Origin of the sequence: Aromatoleum sp., from assembly GCF_036675785.1 — a bacterium.
In the GTDB taxonomy this organism is placed as follows: Bacteria; Pseudomonadota; Gammaproteobacteria; order Burkholderiales; family Rhodocyclaceae; genus Aromatoleum.
Genome location: NZ_JAKFEF010000017.1, coordinates 30,362 through 47,915, shown reverse-complemented (window position 1 = coordinate 47,915; position 17,554 = coordinate 30,362). Strand labels below are relative to the sequence as shown.

Genomic DNA, 17,554 nt, shown 5'->3' with positions numbered 1-17,554 from the left:
CCGCGCAGACGCTCCCGGTCGGGCCGGCAGAAACGCGACTTTTCGAGCCGAACGATGCAGGTCCGGGGTCCGCGCCGCGAGCGGGACCCCGTTCGGCATCTGCCGCCTAACAGCGCGACGGTTGGTGCTGGATCAGCTTCTTCAGGCCCGCGATGTCGAGAATGCGAATGTGCTTCTGCTGGACGGCGATGAGGCCCTCATCCTGGAATTTCGAGAACGCCCGCGAGACCGTTTCGAGCTTCAATCCAAGGTAGGATCCGATTTCTTCGCGCGTCATGCGCAAGTGAAATTCCGCAGCTGAAAATCCCCGGGCAGTGAAGCGCTGTGACATGTTCAGCAGGAACGCCGCAAGGCGTTCTTCGGCCCGCATCGAGCCGAGCAGCGTCATCACACCGTGGTCGCGGACGATCTCGCGGCTCATCACCTTGTGGAACTGGTGCTGGAGCCCGTCGACGGCGCGCGCGAGTTCCTCGAGCTTGTCGTAGGCGATCACGCAGACTTCGCTGTCCTCGAGCGCAATCGCGTTGCAAGTGTGGGTTTCCGTGCTGATACCGTCGAGTCCCAGCATCTCGCCGGTCATCTGGAACCCGGTCACCTGCTCGCGTCCGTCCTCGAGCAGCACGTCCGTCTTGAACGAGCCGGCGCGGATTGCGTAGATCGCCTCGAACGGATCTCCCGCCCGGTACAGGTGTTGCTGCCGCTTGATCTTGCGGCGAGCGCCGACGAGTTCGTCCAGGCGGTCGATTTCGTTTTCCGACATCCCGAAGGGCAAGCAAAGCTCCAGCAGGTTGCACTGGGCACATGCGACTTTGAGACTGGCTATAGTAATCGGCACCGCCGCCTTCATTTGCACGATAATAACGTCCCTCTTCAGGTACGACCACGACCGCCGGGATGCTCCGTTGATCCACGTCAACCACAAAAGTACGGCTTTTTGCGATCGTACGAAATGCACTCAAGCGATACAACCATGACCAGCCAGAACGATCTTGTCTTCGACCCGCAGCTGATTCGTCGTTTCGACATCAACGGGCCGCGTTACACCTCTTATCCGACCGCTGATCGGTTCGTCGAGGCGTTCGACGCGCGTGCGCTGCAGGATTGGCTAGCCCAGCGCGCGGTGGGCGGGGTAAGTAAACCTCTTTCATTATACTTCCACATCCCCTTCTGTAACACGATTTGCTATTACTGCGCGTGCAACAAGATCATCACGAAGGACCACGCGCGGTCGGCCAAATATCTGAAGTACCTCGACAAGGAAATCGGGATGCAGGCGGACGCCCTCGGCGGCAGCCATCAGGTCACGCAGCTGCATCTCGGAGGGGGGACGCCGACCTTTCTGTCGCACGACGAATTGCGCCAGCTCATGGATTCGGTCCGCTCGCGCTTCACATTGGTTCCGAATGGCGAATATTCGATCGAGGTCGACCCGCGCAAGGTCGACTTCGAGACAGTGAAGCTGCTCGCCGAGCTCGGATTCAACCGAATGAGCGTCGGCGTCCAGGACTTCAACGAGGATGTGCAGGTCGCGGTCAACCGTGTCCAGTCGTTCGATGAGACAAAGCTCGTCATCGATTCCGCGCGTGCGACGGGCTTCAAGTCGATCAGTCTCGACCTGATCTACGGGTTGCCAAAGCAGAACATTATCAGCTTCAACCGCACGCTCGAACAGGTGCTCGAGCTGTCACCCGACCGCATCTCACTGTACAGCTACGCGCATCTGCCGGGGCTCTTCAAACCGCAGCGCCGCATTGCGGTCGTCGACATGCCGACGTCGGACACGAAGCTGCAGATCCTGCAACTCGCGATCCGCAGGCTTACCGAAGCGGGTTACGTCTATATCGGCATGGATCACTTCGCAAAACCCGACGACGAACTGACGATCGCGCAGCAACAGGGGCGGCTGCACCGGAATTTCCAGGGGTATTCGACCCAGGCCGAATGCGACCTCCTCGCTTTCGGCGTCTCGGCCATCGGCAAGATCGGTCCCGTGTACTCGCAGAACGTGAAGTCGCTCGACGAGTACTACGATGCGCTCGATCGCGACGAGCTGCCGGTGCTCCGCGGCATCGAGTTGACCGCCGACGACCTGTTGCGCCGTTCGATCATCCAGGCGCTGATGTGCCATTTCGAGCTTTCGATCGATTCCATCGAGATCGCCCACCTGATCAAGTTCGACGAATACTTCGCCGAGGAACTGAAGGACCTGAAGGCGATGGAGGAGGCGGGGCTGCTGAAAGTCACTGACAAGTGGATCAGCGTGCAGCCTCCGGGACGCCTCCTGGTCCGGGGTATCGCGATGGTCTTCGACCGCTACCTGCGTGCGGATCGCGAACGCGCCCGCTACTCGAAAGTCATCTGACGGCTGCCGGCGTCGAGCTTGCTCGACGCCCTGCCCGTTCGGGGTTGGATCGAAGTGTTACAATAGCGACGTCCCACACGTCGCAGCGGTGACGCTTCCGGCTTCCCGCTCCCCCGTATCTCTTCATGCCCGAAACCGGCTATTTCGCCGTCTTCCTGATCGGTCTGCTCGGCGGCACGCATTGCGTGAGCATGTGTGGCGGCATCGTGGGCGCGTTGACCGCTGGCGTTCAGGTGCCCGGAAAAACCGGGCGCCAGTGGCCGATCCATCTCGCTTACAACCTCGGCAGGATCGGTACTTACACTGCCCTGGGCGGCGTCCTCGGCGCGCTGGGCGGCGTCGGCCTGCTGTTCAACGACGTATTGCCGATCCAGCTCGTGCTCTATGTCCTCGCGAACCTCATGCTCGTCGCGCTCGGGCTCTACCTCACGGGTTTCACGCAACTGCTGGCGCCCGTCGAGCGGGCGGGCCTGCATTTATGGCGGCGCGTGCAGCCGATCACGGCTCGGTTCCTCCCCGCGCGCTCGTTGAAACAGGCTTTGCCGCTCGGACTGCTGTGGGGTTTTCTGCCCTGCGGGCTGGTCTACAGTGCGCTTACGACGGCGCTGGTTACCGGATCGTCGGTCCGCGGTGCCGGACTGATGCTCGCTTTCGGACTCGGAACGCTGCCGAACCTGATGCTCGCCGGAATGCTGTTCAAGCGCTTTCGAGATATCACGCGAAACTACCGCGTGCGCTTCGTCGCAGGTTTGCTCGTGCTCGGTTTCGGCGTGTTCGGACTCGTCCAGGCGCCGACGCTCGGCGGTCACCTGTGGAGCGGCGTGGTATGCGTCGTCTGAGCCGGGCAAGCCAATAGCGCTTGCCAAGAGCTTGGACCGAGACGGGGCTGGAGAGCGGTGAACAGGCGCGCGTCAGCGCGTTCCGCCCGAGCCGAAGGAGCTCAGGTTCGAACCGGCGCTCTTGACTTCGCGGATGGAACCGCCCGTCCTCGCTATCCGGCCCGTGCGGTGGAGGCGGGTTGCTTTCGGAGCGTCGGTCTCGTTGATGCCGGGTTTGAATCCGATTCGCTCTCGCGGGGTTCGCCGCCGAGCGCGCGCAGGATGGGGCAGGGCGCGGGTGCCTCGGTGTGTCCGCAGCAGTCGACGAGCTCTTGCAGCGCGCTGCGCACGTCTTCCAGTTGCCGGATCCGTTCCTCGACGCTGGCGATTTTCGATCTCGCGAGGGCCCGCGCGTTTTCGCGGTCGCGTTCGTGATCGAGGGCCAGGAGATCGGCGATTTCGTCGAGGCTGAATCCGAGGGTTTGCGCACGACGGATGGATCGCAGGCGGGCGAGCTCGGCGTCACCGTAAACGCGGAATGCGCCTTTCCTGCCGGCCGATTCGGGCAGAAGGCCGCGCCGCTGGTAGTAGCGGACGGTTTCGACTCCGACACCGGCGGACCGAGCGAGAGTGCCAATCGTGATGCCGTTCATTGGGGTTGACTCCGTACTTGAGTACAGAGTCTAGACTGCCCTGATCTTGGAAGGTTCGCAAGTCGCGTCCGGCGGAATGCCTCACCGCGACGTTTGTCCCAGTAACAGTCTCCGGGAGGCCGCAGATGACGAGTGTTGCGACGAAGGCCGTGCCGGTTCCGGTCGAATTGCCTATTTCAGGCATGACCTGCGCTGCGTGCGCGACTCGCATCGAGAAGGTGTTGAACCGCCTTCCGGGCGTCAGTGCGACGGTGAACCTCGCTGCCGAGAAGGCGCGTGTCAGTTTTTCCGAGGGGAGCGGCGGCCCGGGGGCAGCGGTCGCGGCGATCGAGCGGGCGGGATTCGAGGTCCCGACCGTGTCGCTGGAACTCGCGGTCTCGGGGATGACGTGTGCGGCGTGCGCCACGCGTCTCGAGAAATTACTGAACCGCTTGCCGGGCGTCGAGGCGACGGTGAATTTCGCGACGGAGCGGGCGAGCTTGCGTTACCGGCCCGGTCTTTCCGTGCCCGACGCGATCAAGCAGGCAGTGCAACGGGCCGGGTTCGGCGCCGCGGAAACGGGTATCGCGGCCCGGGAACAGCAGCGCCAGCGGCAGGCCGCGAGTTGGAAGGCGGAACTCCACCGCTTCTGGATCGCCGCGCTGCTGACGCTGCCGCTCGCGGCCCAGATGCCAGCGATGTTCGGCGCGGGATGGACTGCCGACGCACCGCACGAAATCATTCCGCGCTGGCTGCAACTGATCCTCGCGTCGCCGGTGCAGTTCTGGATCGGCGCGCGGTTTTATCGCGGCGCGTGGTCGGCGCTGCGGGGCGGCGGAGCGAACATGGACGTGCTGATCGTGCTCGGCACGAGCATGGCCTGGGGCTACAGCGCGGTAGTCACCTTGCTCGGTCGGCACGATCTGCACGTCTATTTCGAGGCGTCCGCCATGATCGTCACGCTGATCCTGCTCGGCAAGCTGATGGAGGCACGTGCCAAGGCGCGGACGACGGCGGCACTCGACGCGCTGTTGCGTCTGCAGCCGCGGCAGGCTTTCGTGGAACGCTACGGAGACATCGTGGCGGTGCCCGTCGAAACGCTGCAGCCGGGCGACGTATTCGTCGTCCGACCGGGCGATTCGGTGCCGGTCGACGGCGAGATCGTTTCCGGAAGGTCGGCGCTCAACGAAGCGATGCTGACTGGCGAGAGCATGCCGGTCGATAAGCACGATGGCGAGCCGGTGTTCGCCGCGACGCTGAACGGCGAAGGCGTGTTGCGGTGTCGCGCGACGGGTGTCGGCGCACACACGCTGTTGGCGGGCATCATCCGGATGGTCGAGCAGGCGCAGGGGTCGAAGGCCCCGGTCCAGAGGCTTGCCGACCGGATATCCGCCGTGTTCGTGCCGGTCGTCGTCGGGATCGCATTCGTGACGTTCGTACTGTGGTGGTGGTTCGCGGGGGATTTCGGGCAGGCGCTGACGAGCGCTGTCGCGGTGCTCGTGATCGCGTGCCCCTGCGCGCTCGGCCTCGCGACCCCGACCGCGATCATGGTCGGCACGGGGCAGGGCGCGCTGGCCGGAATGCTGATCAAGAATGCGCAAGCGCTCGAACTCGCCGAGAAGATCCGCGTCCTCGCGATCGACAAGACGGGTACGCTGACCGAAGGAAGTCCGGCGGTGAGCGACGTGGTTTCCGCCTGCGGCTGGAGTGGCGACGCGCTCCTCGGGATTGCCGCCGCGCTCGAGCAGACGAGCGGGCACCCAATCGCGACAGCGATCGTCGCCGAGGCGCGGCGCCTCGGCGCGCCGATCGCGGCCGCGGACGCGGTTTCGGCTATTCCCGGTAAGGGGCTGAGCGGTGCGGTCGAAAACCGGGATATCCTGCTCGGTACGCCGGCTTTTCTCGCCGAACGCGGGGTAGCGGTGCCCCCGGGTGCCGCGCCTGAACTCGCCGCTGCCGGGAAGACGCTCGTCGCCGTCGCGGTCGACGGGCAGTTCGCGGGCTTGATCGGCATCGCCGACCGCGTCCGTCCCGATTCGGCTGCTGCGGTCGCGCGACTGTACGGGCGCGGGCTCCGTGTCGTCATGCTGACCGGAGACCACGAGGCGACCGCGGCGGCGATCGCGACACAGACCGGCATCCGCGACTGGCGCGCGGGCGTGTTGCCGGGGGACAAGGCGGCGGCCGTCCAGAAGCTCGCGGCGAACGGCGAGCGCGTCGGCATGGCCGGCGACGGCATCAATGACGCGCCGGCGCTCGCTGCAGCCGATGTGTCGTTCGCGATCGGCGTCGGTGCCGACGTCGCGGTCGAGGCGGCCGACATCACGCTGGTGAAAAACAGTCTCAACGGCGTCGCGGACGCGATCGACCTGTCGCGGGCAACGCTCGCGAAGATCCGGCAGAACCTGTTTTTCGCGTTCATCTATAACGTGCTCGGCATCCCGCTCGCTGCGTTCGGCTTACTCAATCCGGTGATCGCGGCTGCGGCGATGGCGATGAGTTCGGTGTCGGTGCTCGGCAATTCCTTGCTGCTGAAGCGGTGGCAACCGGGGCGATAAATGTTTTCTTCGAAGGAGGTTCGAGAGATGGCTGAAGCGACGATCAAGGTCGAGGGGATGAGCTGCGGCGGCTGCGTGCGCAGCGTCACCGAAGCGTTGAAGGCGCAACCCGGGGTCGGCGACGCCGAGGTGACGCTTGAGACGGGGCAGGCGCGGATCGACTACGACCCGGCGCTCGTATCGGTCGCGCAACTTCGGCAGGCGGTCGAGGACGCGGGGTTCGACTCGCCCGCCTGAGCGCCGGGGGTCGAATCAGTCTTCGAGGCGGAAGACGATCGGCACGTTGAGCCAGCTCTCCATCTTCACCTCGCCCTTGCTCGCGGGCACGAAGCGCCAGTTCTTCACCGTTTCGCGGGCCGCATCGTCGAGACGTGGATGTCCGCTCCCTTCGGCGATTTCCACCACCCCGGCGGCGCCATCGGCGAGCACCCGGACTCTCAGCAGTACGCGCCCTTCCTCTCCCCGGCGACGCGAGATTCGCGGGTAGGTAGGCGCGGGGTTGCTGAGGTAGGCGGCGTCGAAACGCGCTTCCGTAATCGGCAGCGAAGCGCCCTGCGATGCACGGGCGACGGGCGCAGAAGCGGCTGCCTCTGCGGCAGAGTGCCTTGGACTGTGACTGGCCGATACCGTGGCCGACTCGGCTGCCGAAGGACTTGGGGCGACCGGAGCGGGCTCCGCCGTCGGGCCGTCATCGCGCGAGTCACTGGCCTTCTCTTCGACGGCAACCGGCGCCGGTCTGTCCCGCCGCGGATCGGGGCGGCGAGCCTGCGTCGGGGGGGGCGCGAGCTTGGCGGGCGCCGGATTCGGGGACTTCGGCGCGGCGTGGGCAGAGGCAGCGCGAGCGGGTGGGAAAGCATCCGGCGCGGGTGTGGGGGGCAGGGGCGACGGAATGTCGTCGTGCGCCGGGGGCGCCACGCGATCGGGCTCGCTCACGCCCGCGTCGGTCTGCGACGGAACCTGAGCAGGGCCCGCGGGCGCAAGCAGGCGGACGACCATGACGGGCTCGGCCGGGTGAGCCGGCGTGCCGCTTCCGAGCGTGGACAGCGCGAACAGACCCGCGGCGTGAGCGCCGGCGACCGCGACCAGCCATCCCCAATGCAGACGGGGGAACCAGGACGCCCTGCGTGTGCTGTCGAACGAGAAGAATCGAGAAGCCGCCAAGCCGATCAAAATCCGCGGAAAGTTCGTCGAACGCGGGCGGGCACGGGCACGAGGCGCGTGCTGCGCGGCTCACCCGCAACGCAGTCACTTTGTGGTTCGAAGGCCGGTCTCCGGGCTTTGCGCGAGCGCGCATCTACCGTTGCGGGGGCAGCGCAGGAGTTTCACCTGCTTCCCGATTCTCCGCGCGCATCTGCCGCGGCACCTTCGAGAGAGCGCGATTATAAGCCTTGCGGGGCGATCTCGGCCGAGCTGCGGGGCGAAGTGGCAAAGCCGAGAACGTCCGTCCTCGTGTGCGAAAGTACGGCTCCACGGCTGCCTCCGGTGCCTGCCCCGCGTCCGCACGCTGCGCGAAAGTGCGATTGCCGCTTCCTCTGGCCAGCGCGTCGTCCACCGCGGAATGAGACGCCCACTATGACGGCGTCGCAATGTTCGGCGGCGACTTGATTTAGATCACTTACATACGGTTACGTTCTCTATACCTTCCGGTGCGCCCGCACGGGCGTGTTCGCGACTTGTCGCGGCGACAAGCCGTGCGACGCTCGACTGTCCTGACCTGGAACCGATGATGAAAACATTCCTTGCGCCAGCCGCAGCGATGATGAATCGGCTGAGTTATCCGATGAAGTTCGGTCTGCTCGGCCTCGGCACCCTCATCGCGTTCGCGAGCCTGATGCTGGCGCTGGCGAACGAACTCAACGACACGATAGACCGCACGCGGCGCGAGTTGGTCGCGTCGGCGCTGTCGCGGCCGTTGTCGAAGGTCGCCGAGCTTACCCAGCAACATCGCGGCATGTCCGCGTCACTGCTCGGCGGCATGAAGGTGATAACCGACCAGCGCGCGGCGAAGGAGCGCGAGGTGGACGCGGCGATGGCGGCGCTCGAGGCGAAGTTGCCGACCGTCGACCGTAGCGGCGAAACGTGGAGTTCGATCCGCACCGAGTGGGACCGGATCAAGCGCGATGGCCTCGACTGGACGGCGTCTGAAAGTATCGCCGCGCACACGCAGATGATCGAGCGCCTGCTGTCCTTCCAGATTGCATTCGCAGACGCGTACGGGCTCAGCTTCGATCCGGAGCAGGAGAGCTTCTACCTGATGTCCACGGCGATCGCGCGCATGCCCTATCTCCTCGAGCGCATCGGCCGCCTGCGGGCGCGGGGATCGTCCCTTCTGGCGGGATCGGAGGCCGACGAAAACGCGCGCTTCGATTTGCGCGTGTCGTCGGCGGAAGTGCGCGCCGCGGTACGTGAAGTCGAAGTGAACACGGCGAAGATCGTCGCGCAGCGTCCGGAGCTGCGGCCGAGGCTGGAAGCGACGCTCGCCGCCTTGAACGAGAAACTGGGCGCCGTCCAGCAAGTCGTCGACGAAATCGGGGCAGGCGATCTCTACAGCACGCTGTCGAGCACGTACTTCGACATGGCGACCGCTGCGATCGACGTCGGTTACGCGCAGATGTACGACGTGCTGCTGCCGACCCTCGACGAGCTCCTGCATCAGCGCATCGAGCGCGCCGAGGACGTGCTGCGCTTCAACATCGCGGTCGTTGCCTTCGTCGTCGCGGCGATCGTCTACCTGGCGATCGGCGCCTACGCGTCGATCATCGCGAGCATCCGCGGCCTGTCGCGAGGCAGCGAACGTTTCGCCGGGGGAGACCTCACGACGCGGATCGAGCTGAAGGCGCGGGACGAACTGCGCCAGGTTGCGGACAGCTTCAACGGCATGGCGGGCGAGATGTGTGCGCTGATCGCCAAGATCCAGGGCAACTCCGGCGAAGTTGCCGACGCGGCGCGCGGCATGGCGTCGTCGTCGAAGCAGATCGATGCCGCATCGCAGAATCAGAGCGAAGCCGCGGCAAGCATGGCCGCCGCGGTCGAGCAGATGACCGTGGGCATCAGCCATATCGCCGGCAATGCCGGCAGCGCCGATGAGCTTGCGCGCCGATCGGGCACGCTCTCCCGTGAAGGAGGCGAGATCGTCGCTGCGGTCGTCGCGGAAATCCGAGAAATCGCCGCGTCGGTCGCGCAGTCGGCGCAGACGATCGAGGAGCTGGGCCGCAGTTCGGGGCAGATTTCGTCGATCGTCGCGGTGATCAAGGAGATCGCCGACCAGACGAACCTGCTCGCGCTGAATGCGGCGATCGAAGCCGCGCGGGCCGGCGAGCAGGGGCGGGGATTCGCTGTCGTCGCCGACGAAGTGCGCAAGCTCGCCGAGCGGACGACGCAATCGACGCTGCAGATCGCGCAGACGGTGGAGGCGATCCAGAAGGGTTCGCGCGACGCGGTCGAGGGCATGCAGCTCGGGGTCGAGCGAGTCAATGCCGGGGTCGTGCGAGCGGAGCGCGCCGGGGAGGCGATGGCACGAATCCAGGACGAGGCCGGGCGCGTGGTGGAAACCGTCGCGGAAATCTCGGACGCGCTGCGCGAGCAAAGCGCCGCGTCGGCCGAGATCGCGCGCAACGTCGAGACGATCGCGCAGATGACCGACGAGAACACGTCGGTCGCTGCCGAGAGCCATCGTGTCGCCGACCGCCTCGAAACCCTCGCCGGCGGCCTGTTGCAGGACGTCGGCCGCTTCAAGGTGACGTGACGCGAACCGCGTATCGGGGCCCGGCCGGATTACGCGACCGGGAACGCTGACGCCGGATGAGGCTGCACTGCGTGGCGCAGCGTGTCGGACGGGAGTTCGCCGAACATCATTTTGTAATCGGCGGCGAAGTGCGACAAATGCCAGAAGCCCCAGCGCGCCGCGATGTCGGCGACCGACTCCTGCCCGTATGCCGCATTCTTCAGCGCCCGCCGCACCCCGTTCAGGCGCATCGCGCGCAGGAAGCTGACCGGATTCAGGTTGAGGATGTCCTGGAAACTGTATTGCAAGGTGCGGCGCGAGACCTTCAATTCGGTGCACAGGTCCGCGACTGTGATGGGTTCGTCGATGTGCGCGCGCATGTATTCGCGAGCGCGGTCGACGATCTGCTGCCGTCCGCGTCCGGCGCCCGTGCAGCGGCTGCCAGAGTCGGAGGCTTCGTTGATCGCGGCGATCAGACTGCCATAGATCGCCTGCTCGAGCCCCTTGCGCGTCTGCGCGTGACGCAGCAGCGCGGGCGTGGCCTCGAGGCTCGCCATCACCGTCAGCAGGAAGGAACGCAGCGTCGAGACCTGTTCGGGCGTGGCGGCGAGCACGCGCCGCTTGCCCATTTCGGCTTCGATGTCCCGATGCTCGACCCTCGCCGCGTAGTCGTTGAACATCCGGGCGTCAGTCGTGACCGCGACGACGTCGTGGACCCTCGGCGTGCGGTAATCGAGCTCGTCGCCGCCGCGCAGCGTGATCAGCGAGTCGAGTGTGCAGGCTTCGCCGCAGTACCAGCCGTTGCCGTCGACTTCGACGGGCACGCCCACGGTGCGCGAGCCTTCCCACGCGTAACCGATCTCGTGAACCACCTGGTTCGTGCGCTCGCGAAAAATCTGGATGTTGTCGAACCAGAACTCGCCGAACTTGCCCGCGAAAGCGCCCGCCGAGAGCTGGTCGTAGCGCTGCCGCCAATGCTGCAGGCAGGACGCGTGGTCGTCCGCGTCGCGGGTGTCGAGCCGCACGACGGAAAAAGCATCGTCGCCGCCGGATGCCGCAACCGCGTTAGCCGTTGCCGCTGAAAGAGCTTCCATTCGGCCTGTCTCCTGACCGGAAAGTTTGTGTTGATGCTTTCTTTATGTTCTTCAGGGTAATACCAAATCCTTACCGCGAACAAGCCTTTATTGACCGGCCGGTCGGGGATTCAAGGCGGCTCTCATAACGCGACCGAAAGGGCTACTGTCGTCATGGTAGTTTGACTAGGAGCAATTCCGGATGCAGCAATCCATTCGACCCCCGAGAAGCGCGGCGAAGACGTCGGCGCCCGGAGCATTTGCCGATTTCGGATAACGCATCCGCGAAACGCGTTCCTACAATCCGCCTCACCGATGCAGCCGGCACCACGCTGCAATCGGACAAAAGCAGCCGCCGCGGATACAGCGAGCGGACGAGGAGACAACGGAAGCGGACCACAGCGTCCGCATTCCGGCGGAGGAGGAGGTCGACAAATGACTCGGCACGAAGCAACGCTTTCCGGCTTTGCCACGCAGTCCGCATCCCGCAGCCCGGTGCCGCCGGCCCCGGCACAAAGCCCCGCACGCCGCGGCGCGCCCTTCACCGTCTCCTTCCAGTACCCCCACCCCTCGAACCGTCGGTCGTCCTGATCGTCCACGGCCGGCCGCGGCAGCTCGCGCATTGCCGATCGAGCCGCTCCAGCGTGCCGGCCATCGGTGTGCGCAGACCCGCGGAGACGCGCGTGCAACACAGAAGCTGCAGGGAACACAACCAGAGCGAGGAGACGAAAGTGACCAGAACAACTAGCAAACTGCCCCGCATCGGCCTCATCTGTTTCGCCGTGGCGGCGGTTGCCGCCAGTCCGGCGGCGCGGGCCGTCGCAACCGAGGCAGAGGCCGCCAGTCTGGGCAAGGCCCTGACCCCGATCGGCGCGGAGGCCGCAGCGAGCAAGGACGGTGCGATTCCGACATGGAGCGGCGGAATGACCCAGGTGCCGGGCGGATGGAAACCAGGCCATCTCGATCCGTTCAAGGACGACAAGCCGCTGTACTCGATCGACGCCTCGAACCTCGACAAGTACACCGACAAGCTGTCGGCGGGGCAGATCGCGCTGATCAAGACTTACAAGGGCTACCGGATGGACGTGTATCCGAGCCGCCGCACCTGTCCCGTGCCGGACTTCGTCGCGACGCAGACGAAGAAGAACGCGACCGCTGCGAAGCTCGGCGGCGACGGCTGGCAACTCGAGCAGGTGTTCGGCGCCGGCGTGCCGTTCCCGGTGCCGAAATCCGGCGCCGAGGCGATGTGGAACTACAAGCTGCGCTATACCGGCCTCGGCCGCCGCGCGCAGATCTCCGCGCTGATGCCCGAGAAGGACGGCAGCTACGTCGAGAACAAGCAGTGGGCGTACGAGATGTACCCGTTCAACGACCCGAAGGTGACCGGGCCCGCGGACGTCGGCAGCGTCGAGTCGAAGCTGCTGTACGACGTGATGTCGCCGCCGTCGCGCGCCGGCGAGGGGTACCTGATGCACACGTACATCGACAAGCCGCAGGACGCGTGGATCTACTTCCCCGGCCAGCGCCGCGTGCGCCGCTCGCCGACCTTCGCGTATGACAACCCCGTCGCCGGTTTCGACAACCTGTACTTCGTCGACCAGATCAACATGTTCACCGGCGCGCTCGACCGCTACGACTACAAGCTCGTCGGCAAGAAGGAGATGTACGTGCCGTACAACTCCTACAAGCTGATCGACAAGACCCGCAAGTTCAAGGACATGCTCGGGGCCGAGTACGTTAACCGCGACCTGATGCGCTACGAGCCGCACCGCGTGTGGGTCGTCGAGGCGACGGTGAAGGCGGACAAGCGCCATTCGTTTGCGAAGCGCGTGTTCCACTTCGACGAGGACTCGTGGGCGCTGTTGCAGGTCGACATGTACGACGCGAAGGGCAACCTGTGGCGCGCTCAGGAAGGCAGCCTGTGGGCCGCTCCGGACGTCGGCGCGTGCATCACGTACGAGACGCAGATGTACGACCTCGTCGCGCGCCGCTACGTCGTCGACAACTGGACCGCCGAAGGCGAAGTGCTCGACCTGACCGCGGCGAAGGATGGCCGGATCACGGCCGCGAACTTCACGCAGGACGAAATGCGCCGCCGCGGCGAGCGCTGACCGACCGATCTCAGGGAGAAACCCAATGAAAACAAAGACGATCCAGAATCGTCGGGGCACGCTCGCGCCTTCGATCCTCGCACTCTCGGTCGCGGCGGCCTGCTGGTCGCCGGCCGCCCACGCGTTCCGCTTCGGCTCCGAGGACGGGCTGTCGGGCAACTTCGACAGCACGATCTCGTTCGGCGTCGCGAAGCGTCTGCAGTCGCCGAGTTGCCGGACGATCAGCAACGACAGCGGCGGCTGCAACAACGGCACCAACAACGAGCTGTCGCGCGTCTACAACCTCGACGCGCTCACCGGCTACGCGAACGCCGACTTCAACTACACGAACTTCGACGACGGCACGCTGAACTACGATAAGAACGACATCGTGTCGGCGGCGCTGAAGGGGACGCACGACCTGTCGCTGAAATACCCCGGCGGCTGGAGTGCGCTGGCGCGGGTGAACTGGTTCCACGACTGGAAGGCCGACGACACGCAACGCACCGACGTCGCGAGCGAGGCGACCGACGACGCGACGCTGCTCGACCTGTGGGTCGCGAAGACGTTCAGCGTCGGCGATCGCCGCGGCAAGGTGAAGCTCGGCAACCAGGTGATCTCGTGGGGCGAGGACATCTTCATCGTCGGCGGCGTCAACCAGATCAACGCGATCGACCTGCAGAAGTTCCACGTGCCGGGCACACAGCTGAAGGAGATCTTCATCCCGGCGCAGATGATTTCGGGTTCGATGGACCTCACCGAAAAGCTCGGCGTCGAGGCGTATTACCAGTGGCGCTGGAACGGCTTCAAGTTCGACCCGTCGGGCACGTTCTTCTCGGTCGCGGACGTGCTGGGCAAGGGGCGCCGAGTCGCCTATGTGCCCACCAGCATTGTTCATGACTTTGAAGCCGTCGGTGCATTTCCCCTTGGCACATGTGAGGCGCTGCCCAACGGTCGTTGCGGCGACGACGCGGGACTGCCCGACGCTGCTCTCGTCAATCTCGGCGTCGCTACGCCGTATCTCGGCCAGCGTGAACCGAAGAAAGACGGTCAGTACGGCGTCAACTTCCGCTACAACGCTGAAGAAATCGACACCGAGTTCGCCTTCACGTACCAGCGCTACCACGACAAGCTGCCGTTCCTCGGCTTCACCGGCAACACCGCGGGCGCGGTCACCGGCTACTTCCTCGCTTACGGCGAGGACAAGGACCTGTACGCGATCTCGGCGAACACGAAGCTGATGAACATCGCGATCGGCGCCGAGCTGTCGTACCGCCCGGACGACAGCGTCGGCATCGACCCGACCGTGCCGTTCGGGAACATCTTCGGCGGTGCGTCGAGCAAGTTCAGCATTTACGAGCACGGCAGCAACCCCGGCTTCGTCGAGGAGGAGAAGTATCAGTTCCACCTGACCGGCTTCTACACCTTCTCGCACAACGACCCGCTCGGCGGCGTCGCGAAGGCGCTCGGCGCGACCGACGGCTTCATCCTCGCGGAGGCTGCGGTCGCGCATTACCCGGGGCTCGACACGAGCGGCGTGACGCCGTACTTCCTGCCGAACTACGACATCCCGGACAAGACCTCGTGGGGCTACGTCGTCGAGGCGGCGCTGAACTATCCGAACGTCTGGGACTCGGGCGTGACGCTGACGCCGCAGATCGACTGGTACCACGACGTCGACGGCACGACGCCGAACGGCTTGCCGTTCGTCGAGGGCCGCAAGGCGCTGACGCTGTCGCTGTTCGCGAACTACCGCGACAACTGGAAGGGGGCGATCCAGTGGGTCAACTTCTCCGGTGGCGGCGCGAACAACCTGATGCGCGACCGCGACTTCCTGGCCGCAAGCATTTCGCGTTCATTCTGATGAGAGCGCCGGCGCGGCGGGGAGCCTTCCCCGTGCGCGCCGGCCGACCGGATTCCCGACATGATTGAGACACTCGTAGTCGCCCTGCAGCGGATGTGCTTCCGGCACCGCCTGCCGATCCTCGTCGCGCTGCTCGGCTTTACCGCGGTCATGGCGGTTTTCGCGTCGCGCCTCGAAATGAGCGCCGGCTTCGACAAGCAGTTGCCGCAAAACCACGAATACATCCGCACCTTCAACCAGTACCGCGACGTGCTGTTCGGCGCGAACCGCATCATCGTCACCGTCGAAGCGAAAAACGGTGACATCTGGAACGAGAAGGCGCTGACCAAGCTGTACGACGTCACGCAGGCGCTGTTCTTCATGAAGGGCGTCGACCGGCGCACGGTGACGTCGCTATGGACACCGAACACCCGCGCCGTGCAGATCACCGAAGAGGGCATGAAGGCCGAGGACGTCATCGGCGGCGACGTCACGGTGAAGACGCTGACGCCGGAAAAGATCGCCGCGGTGCGCGAGCGCACGGTGATCGGCGGCTTCATCGGCAGCCTCGTCGCGAACGACTCGTCGTCGGCGATGGTCGTCGCCGAGCTCGCCGACCCCGACCCGCAGACCGGCGAGCGGCTCGACTACACGGAATTCAGCCAGCGGCTCGAGCGCGAAGTGCGCGCCGCCTTTACCGACGACGACATCCGCATCCGCATCATCGGTTTCGCGAAGCAGATGGGCGACATCTCGGAAGGCGCGACGAGCGTCATCGAGTTCTTCGCGCTCGCGTTCCTGCTGACGGCCGCCGCGGTCTATTGGTACACCCGCTCGTGGCTGCTGACCTTCCTCCCGCTCGCGTGCTCGCTGGTGTCAGTCGTCTGGCAGTTCGGCACCATCACGCTGCTCGGTTTCGGCCTCGACCCGCTCGCGATCCTCGTGCCCTTCCTCGTGTTCGCCATCGGCGTGTCGCACGGCATCCAGCAGGTGAACTACATCGCGAAGGAAGTCATCAACGGCGCCGACGGCTACACCGCCGCGAGCCGCAGCTTCACCGGGCTCCTCGTGCCGGGCACGCTCGCGCTGATCACCGCGTTCGTCGGCTTCGCGACACTGGTGCTCGTGCCCATCCCGATGATCCGCGAGCTCGCGATTACCGCGTCGGTCGGCGTTGCGTACAAGATCGTCACGAACCTGATCATGCTGCCCATCGTCGCGAGCTACTTCCGTTTCGACGACGCCTTCGTCGAACGCGCGGCGAAAGTCGAGGCGCTGCGCAATCGCGCGATGGCGTCCCTCGGCGTGCACATCGCGAACCCGCGCAATGCCGCGATCGGCACGCTCGTCTGCGTCGCGCTGATGGCGGTCGCGGTGTGGCAGAGCCAGGGGCGGCACGTCGGCCACGTGCTGCCGGGCGCGCCGGAGCTGCACGACGATTCGCGCTACAACCAGGACGTCGAGGCGGTCGTCGCGCGCTATGCGCTCGGCCTGGACATGCTGACCGTCGTCGTCGAAACGCCCGCCGACGGCTGCTACCGCCACGACGTGATGAGCTACCTCGACCGCCTGAGCTGGTATCTCGCGAACGTGCCGGGCGTGCTGTCCGCGCAGTCGCTGCCGGGCATGACGAAGCTCGCCGCGTCCGGCGTCAATGAAGGCAACCCGAAGTGGGCCGCGCTGCCGCAGGAGGAGCTGACACTCGGCGAGGCGGTGCGCCAGGTGCCGGAGGGGATGCGGCTCTACAACCCGGACTGCACGCTGCTGCCGGTGAACCTCTATCTCGCCGACCACAAGGCTTCGACGATCAAGGACGTCGTCGCCGCGGTGAAGCACTTCCGCGACACGCAGCCGTTCCCCGGCGTCACGGTGCGTCTCGCGAGCGGCAACGCCGGCGTGCAGGCCGCCACGAACGAAGTCGTCGAACACTCCGAGCTGCCGATGATGCTCTACGTCTACGCGACGATCCTCGCGCTGGTGTTCGCGGTGTATCGCGACTGGCGCGCGATGGTCGCGTGCTGCGTGCCGCTGACGCTCGCGACCTTCCTCGGCTACTGGTTCATGAAGGAGCTCGACATCGGCCTGACGGTCGCGACGCTGCCGGTGATGGTGCTCGCGGTCGGGATCGGCGTCGATTACGCGTTCTACATCTACAACCGGCTGCAGATGCACATGGCGCACGGCGAGGACATCGTCACCGCGTTCAAGCAGGCGCTGCGCGAAGTCGGCGTCGCGACGGTCTTCACCGCGGTGACGCTGTCGATCGGCGTCGCGACCTGGTCGTTCTCGGCGCTCAAGTTCCAGGCCGACATGGGGATGCTGCTGACCTTCATGTTCATGATGAACATGATCATGGCGATCACGCTGCTGCCCGCGCTCGCGGTGACGATCGACATGCTGATTCCGCGCCGCGGCCCGGTCCGCGCGCCGCTGATGGCGCACTGAGGAGATGCC

The 17,554-nt window shown here is 65.5% G+C and carries 12 protein-coding genes and 1 riboswitch; of the genes, 8 read left to right on the top strand and 4 right to left on the bottom strand.

What is annotated here, in order from left to right; genetic code table 11:
- Window positions 1-106: 106 nt before the first annotated feature.
- On the bottom strand, window positions 107-847 hold the full coding sequence (fnr, locus tag V6M37_RS04140) for a fumarate/nitrate reduction transcriptional regulator Fnr (protein ID WP_332671309.1): 741 nt from the start codon (window positions 845-847) through the stop codon (window positions 107-109).
- 123 nt (window positions 848-970) lie between these two features.
- Between fnr and hemN the strand changes: the two genes are divergently transcribed.
- Complete coding sequence (gene hemN / locus V6M37_RS04135) at window positions 971-2,362, top strand: oxygen-independent coproporphyrinogen III oxidase (protein ID WP_332671252.1); 1,392 nt, start codon at window positions 971-973, stop codon at window positions 2,360-2,362.
- Window positions 2,363-2,487: 125 nt separating this feature from the next.
- On the top strand, window positions 2,488-3,201 hold the full coding sequence (locus V6M37_RS04130) for a sulfite exporter TauE/SafE family protein (protein ID WP_332671251.1): 714 nt from the start codon (window positions 2,488-2,490) through the stop codon (window positions 3,199-3,201).
- A 152-nt stretch (window positions 3,202-3,353) separates the two neighbouring features.
- Here V6M37_RS04130 and V6M37_RS04125 read toward each other — a convergent pair whose 3' ends face one another.
- Window positions 3,354-3,833 (bottom strand): MerR family transcriptional regulator, encoded by a 480-nt coding sequence (locus V6M37_RS04125; RefSeq protein WP_332671250.1) that lies wholly within the window; start codon window positions 3,831-3,833, stop codon window positions 3,354-3,356.
- 125 nt (window positions 3,834-3,958) lie between these two features.
- Between V6M37_RS04125 and V6M37_RS04120 the strand changes: the two genes are divergently transcribed.
- Window positions 3,959-6,370: a heavy metal translocating P-type ATPase gene (locus V6M37_RS04120; protein ID WP_332671249.1), complete on the top strand. Its 2,412-nt coding sequence runs from the start codon at window positions 3,959-3,961 to the stop codon at window positions 6,368-6,370.
- 27 nt (window positions 6,371-6,397) lie between these two features.
- Window positions 6,398-6,607, top strand: coding sequence for a heavy-metal-associated domain-containing protein (locus tag V6M37_RS04115; protein WP_332671248.1), 210 nt, complete (start codon window positions 6,398-6,400; stop codon window positions 6,605-6,607).
- 15 nt (window positions 6,608-6,622) lie between these two features.
- Here the strand turns inward: V6M37_RS04115 and V6M37_RS04110 are convergent, their stop codons facing one another.
- Entirely contained in the window at window positions 6,623-7,366 is a 744-nt protein-coding gene (locus V6M37_RS04110) for an energy transducer TonB (protein WP_332671247.1), read from the bottom strand.
- Window positions 7,367-7,615: 249 nt separating this feature from the next.
- Window positions 7,616-7,752: riboswitch (cobalamin riboswitch) on the bottom strand.
- Between the two features lie 344 nt (window positions 7,753-8,096).
- On the opposite strand from V6M37_RS04110, the gene V6M37_RS04105 reads away from it, so the two are divergent.
- Window positions 8,097-10,115, top strand: a complete 2,019-nt coding sequence (locus tag V6M37_RS04105) for a methyl-accepting chemotaxis protein (RefSeq protein WP_332671246.1) — start codon at window positions 8,097-8,099, stop codon at window positions 10,113-10,115.
- A 29-nt stretch (window positions 10,116-10,144) separates the two neighbouring features.
- Here the strand turns inward: V6M37_RS04105 and V6M37_RS04100 are convergent, their stop codons facing one another.
- Window positions 10,145-11,188 (bottom strand): helix-turn-helix domain-containing protein, encoded by a 1,044-nt coding sequence (locus V6M37_RS04100; protein ID WP_332671245.1) that lies wholly within the window; start codon window positions 11,186-11,188, stop codon window positions 10,145-10,147.
- 710 nt (window positions 11,189-11,898) lie between these two features.
- Here V6M37_RS04100 and V6M37_RS04095 point away from each other — a divergent pair.
- Genes V6M37_RS04095 through V6M37_RS04085 form a run of 3 tightly spaced genes read left to right on the top strand, consistent with a single transcriptional unit; the run spans window position 11,899 to window position 17,545 of the window.
- Window positions 11,899-13,278 (top strand): DUF1329 domain-containing protein, encoded by a 1,380-nt coding sequence (locus V6M37_RS04095; protein ID WP_332671244.1) that lies wholly within the window; start codon window positions 11,899-11,901, stop codon window positions 13,276-13,278.
- A 25-nt stretch (window positions 13,279-13,303) separates the two neighbouring features.
- Window positions 13,304-15,121 carry a DUF1302 domain-containing protein gene (locus tag V6M37_RS04090; protein WP_332671243.1) on the top strand — a complete coding sequence of 606 codons (1,818 nt, stop codon included), beginning with the start codon at window positions 13,304-13,306 and terminating at the stop codon, window positions 15,119-15,121.
- Window positions 15,122-15,181: 60 nt separating this feature from the next.
- The gene (locus tag V6M37_RS04085) at window positions 15,182-17,545 is read left to right on the top strand and encodes an efflux RND transporter permease subunit (protein ID WP_332671241.1); all 2,364 of its coding nucleotides are present in this window, start codon (window positions 15,182-15,184) and stop codon (window positions 17,543-17,545) included.
- The last annotated feature ends 9 nt before the right edge of the window (window positions 17,546-17,554 follow it).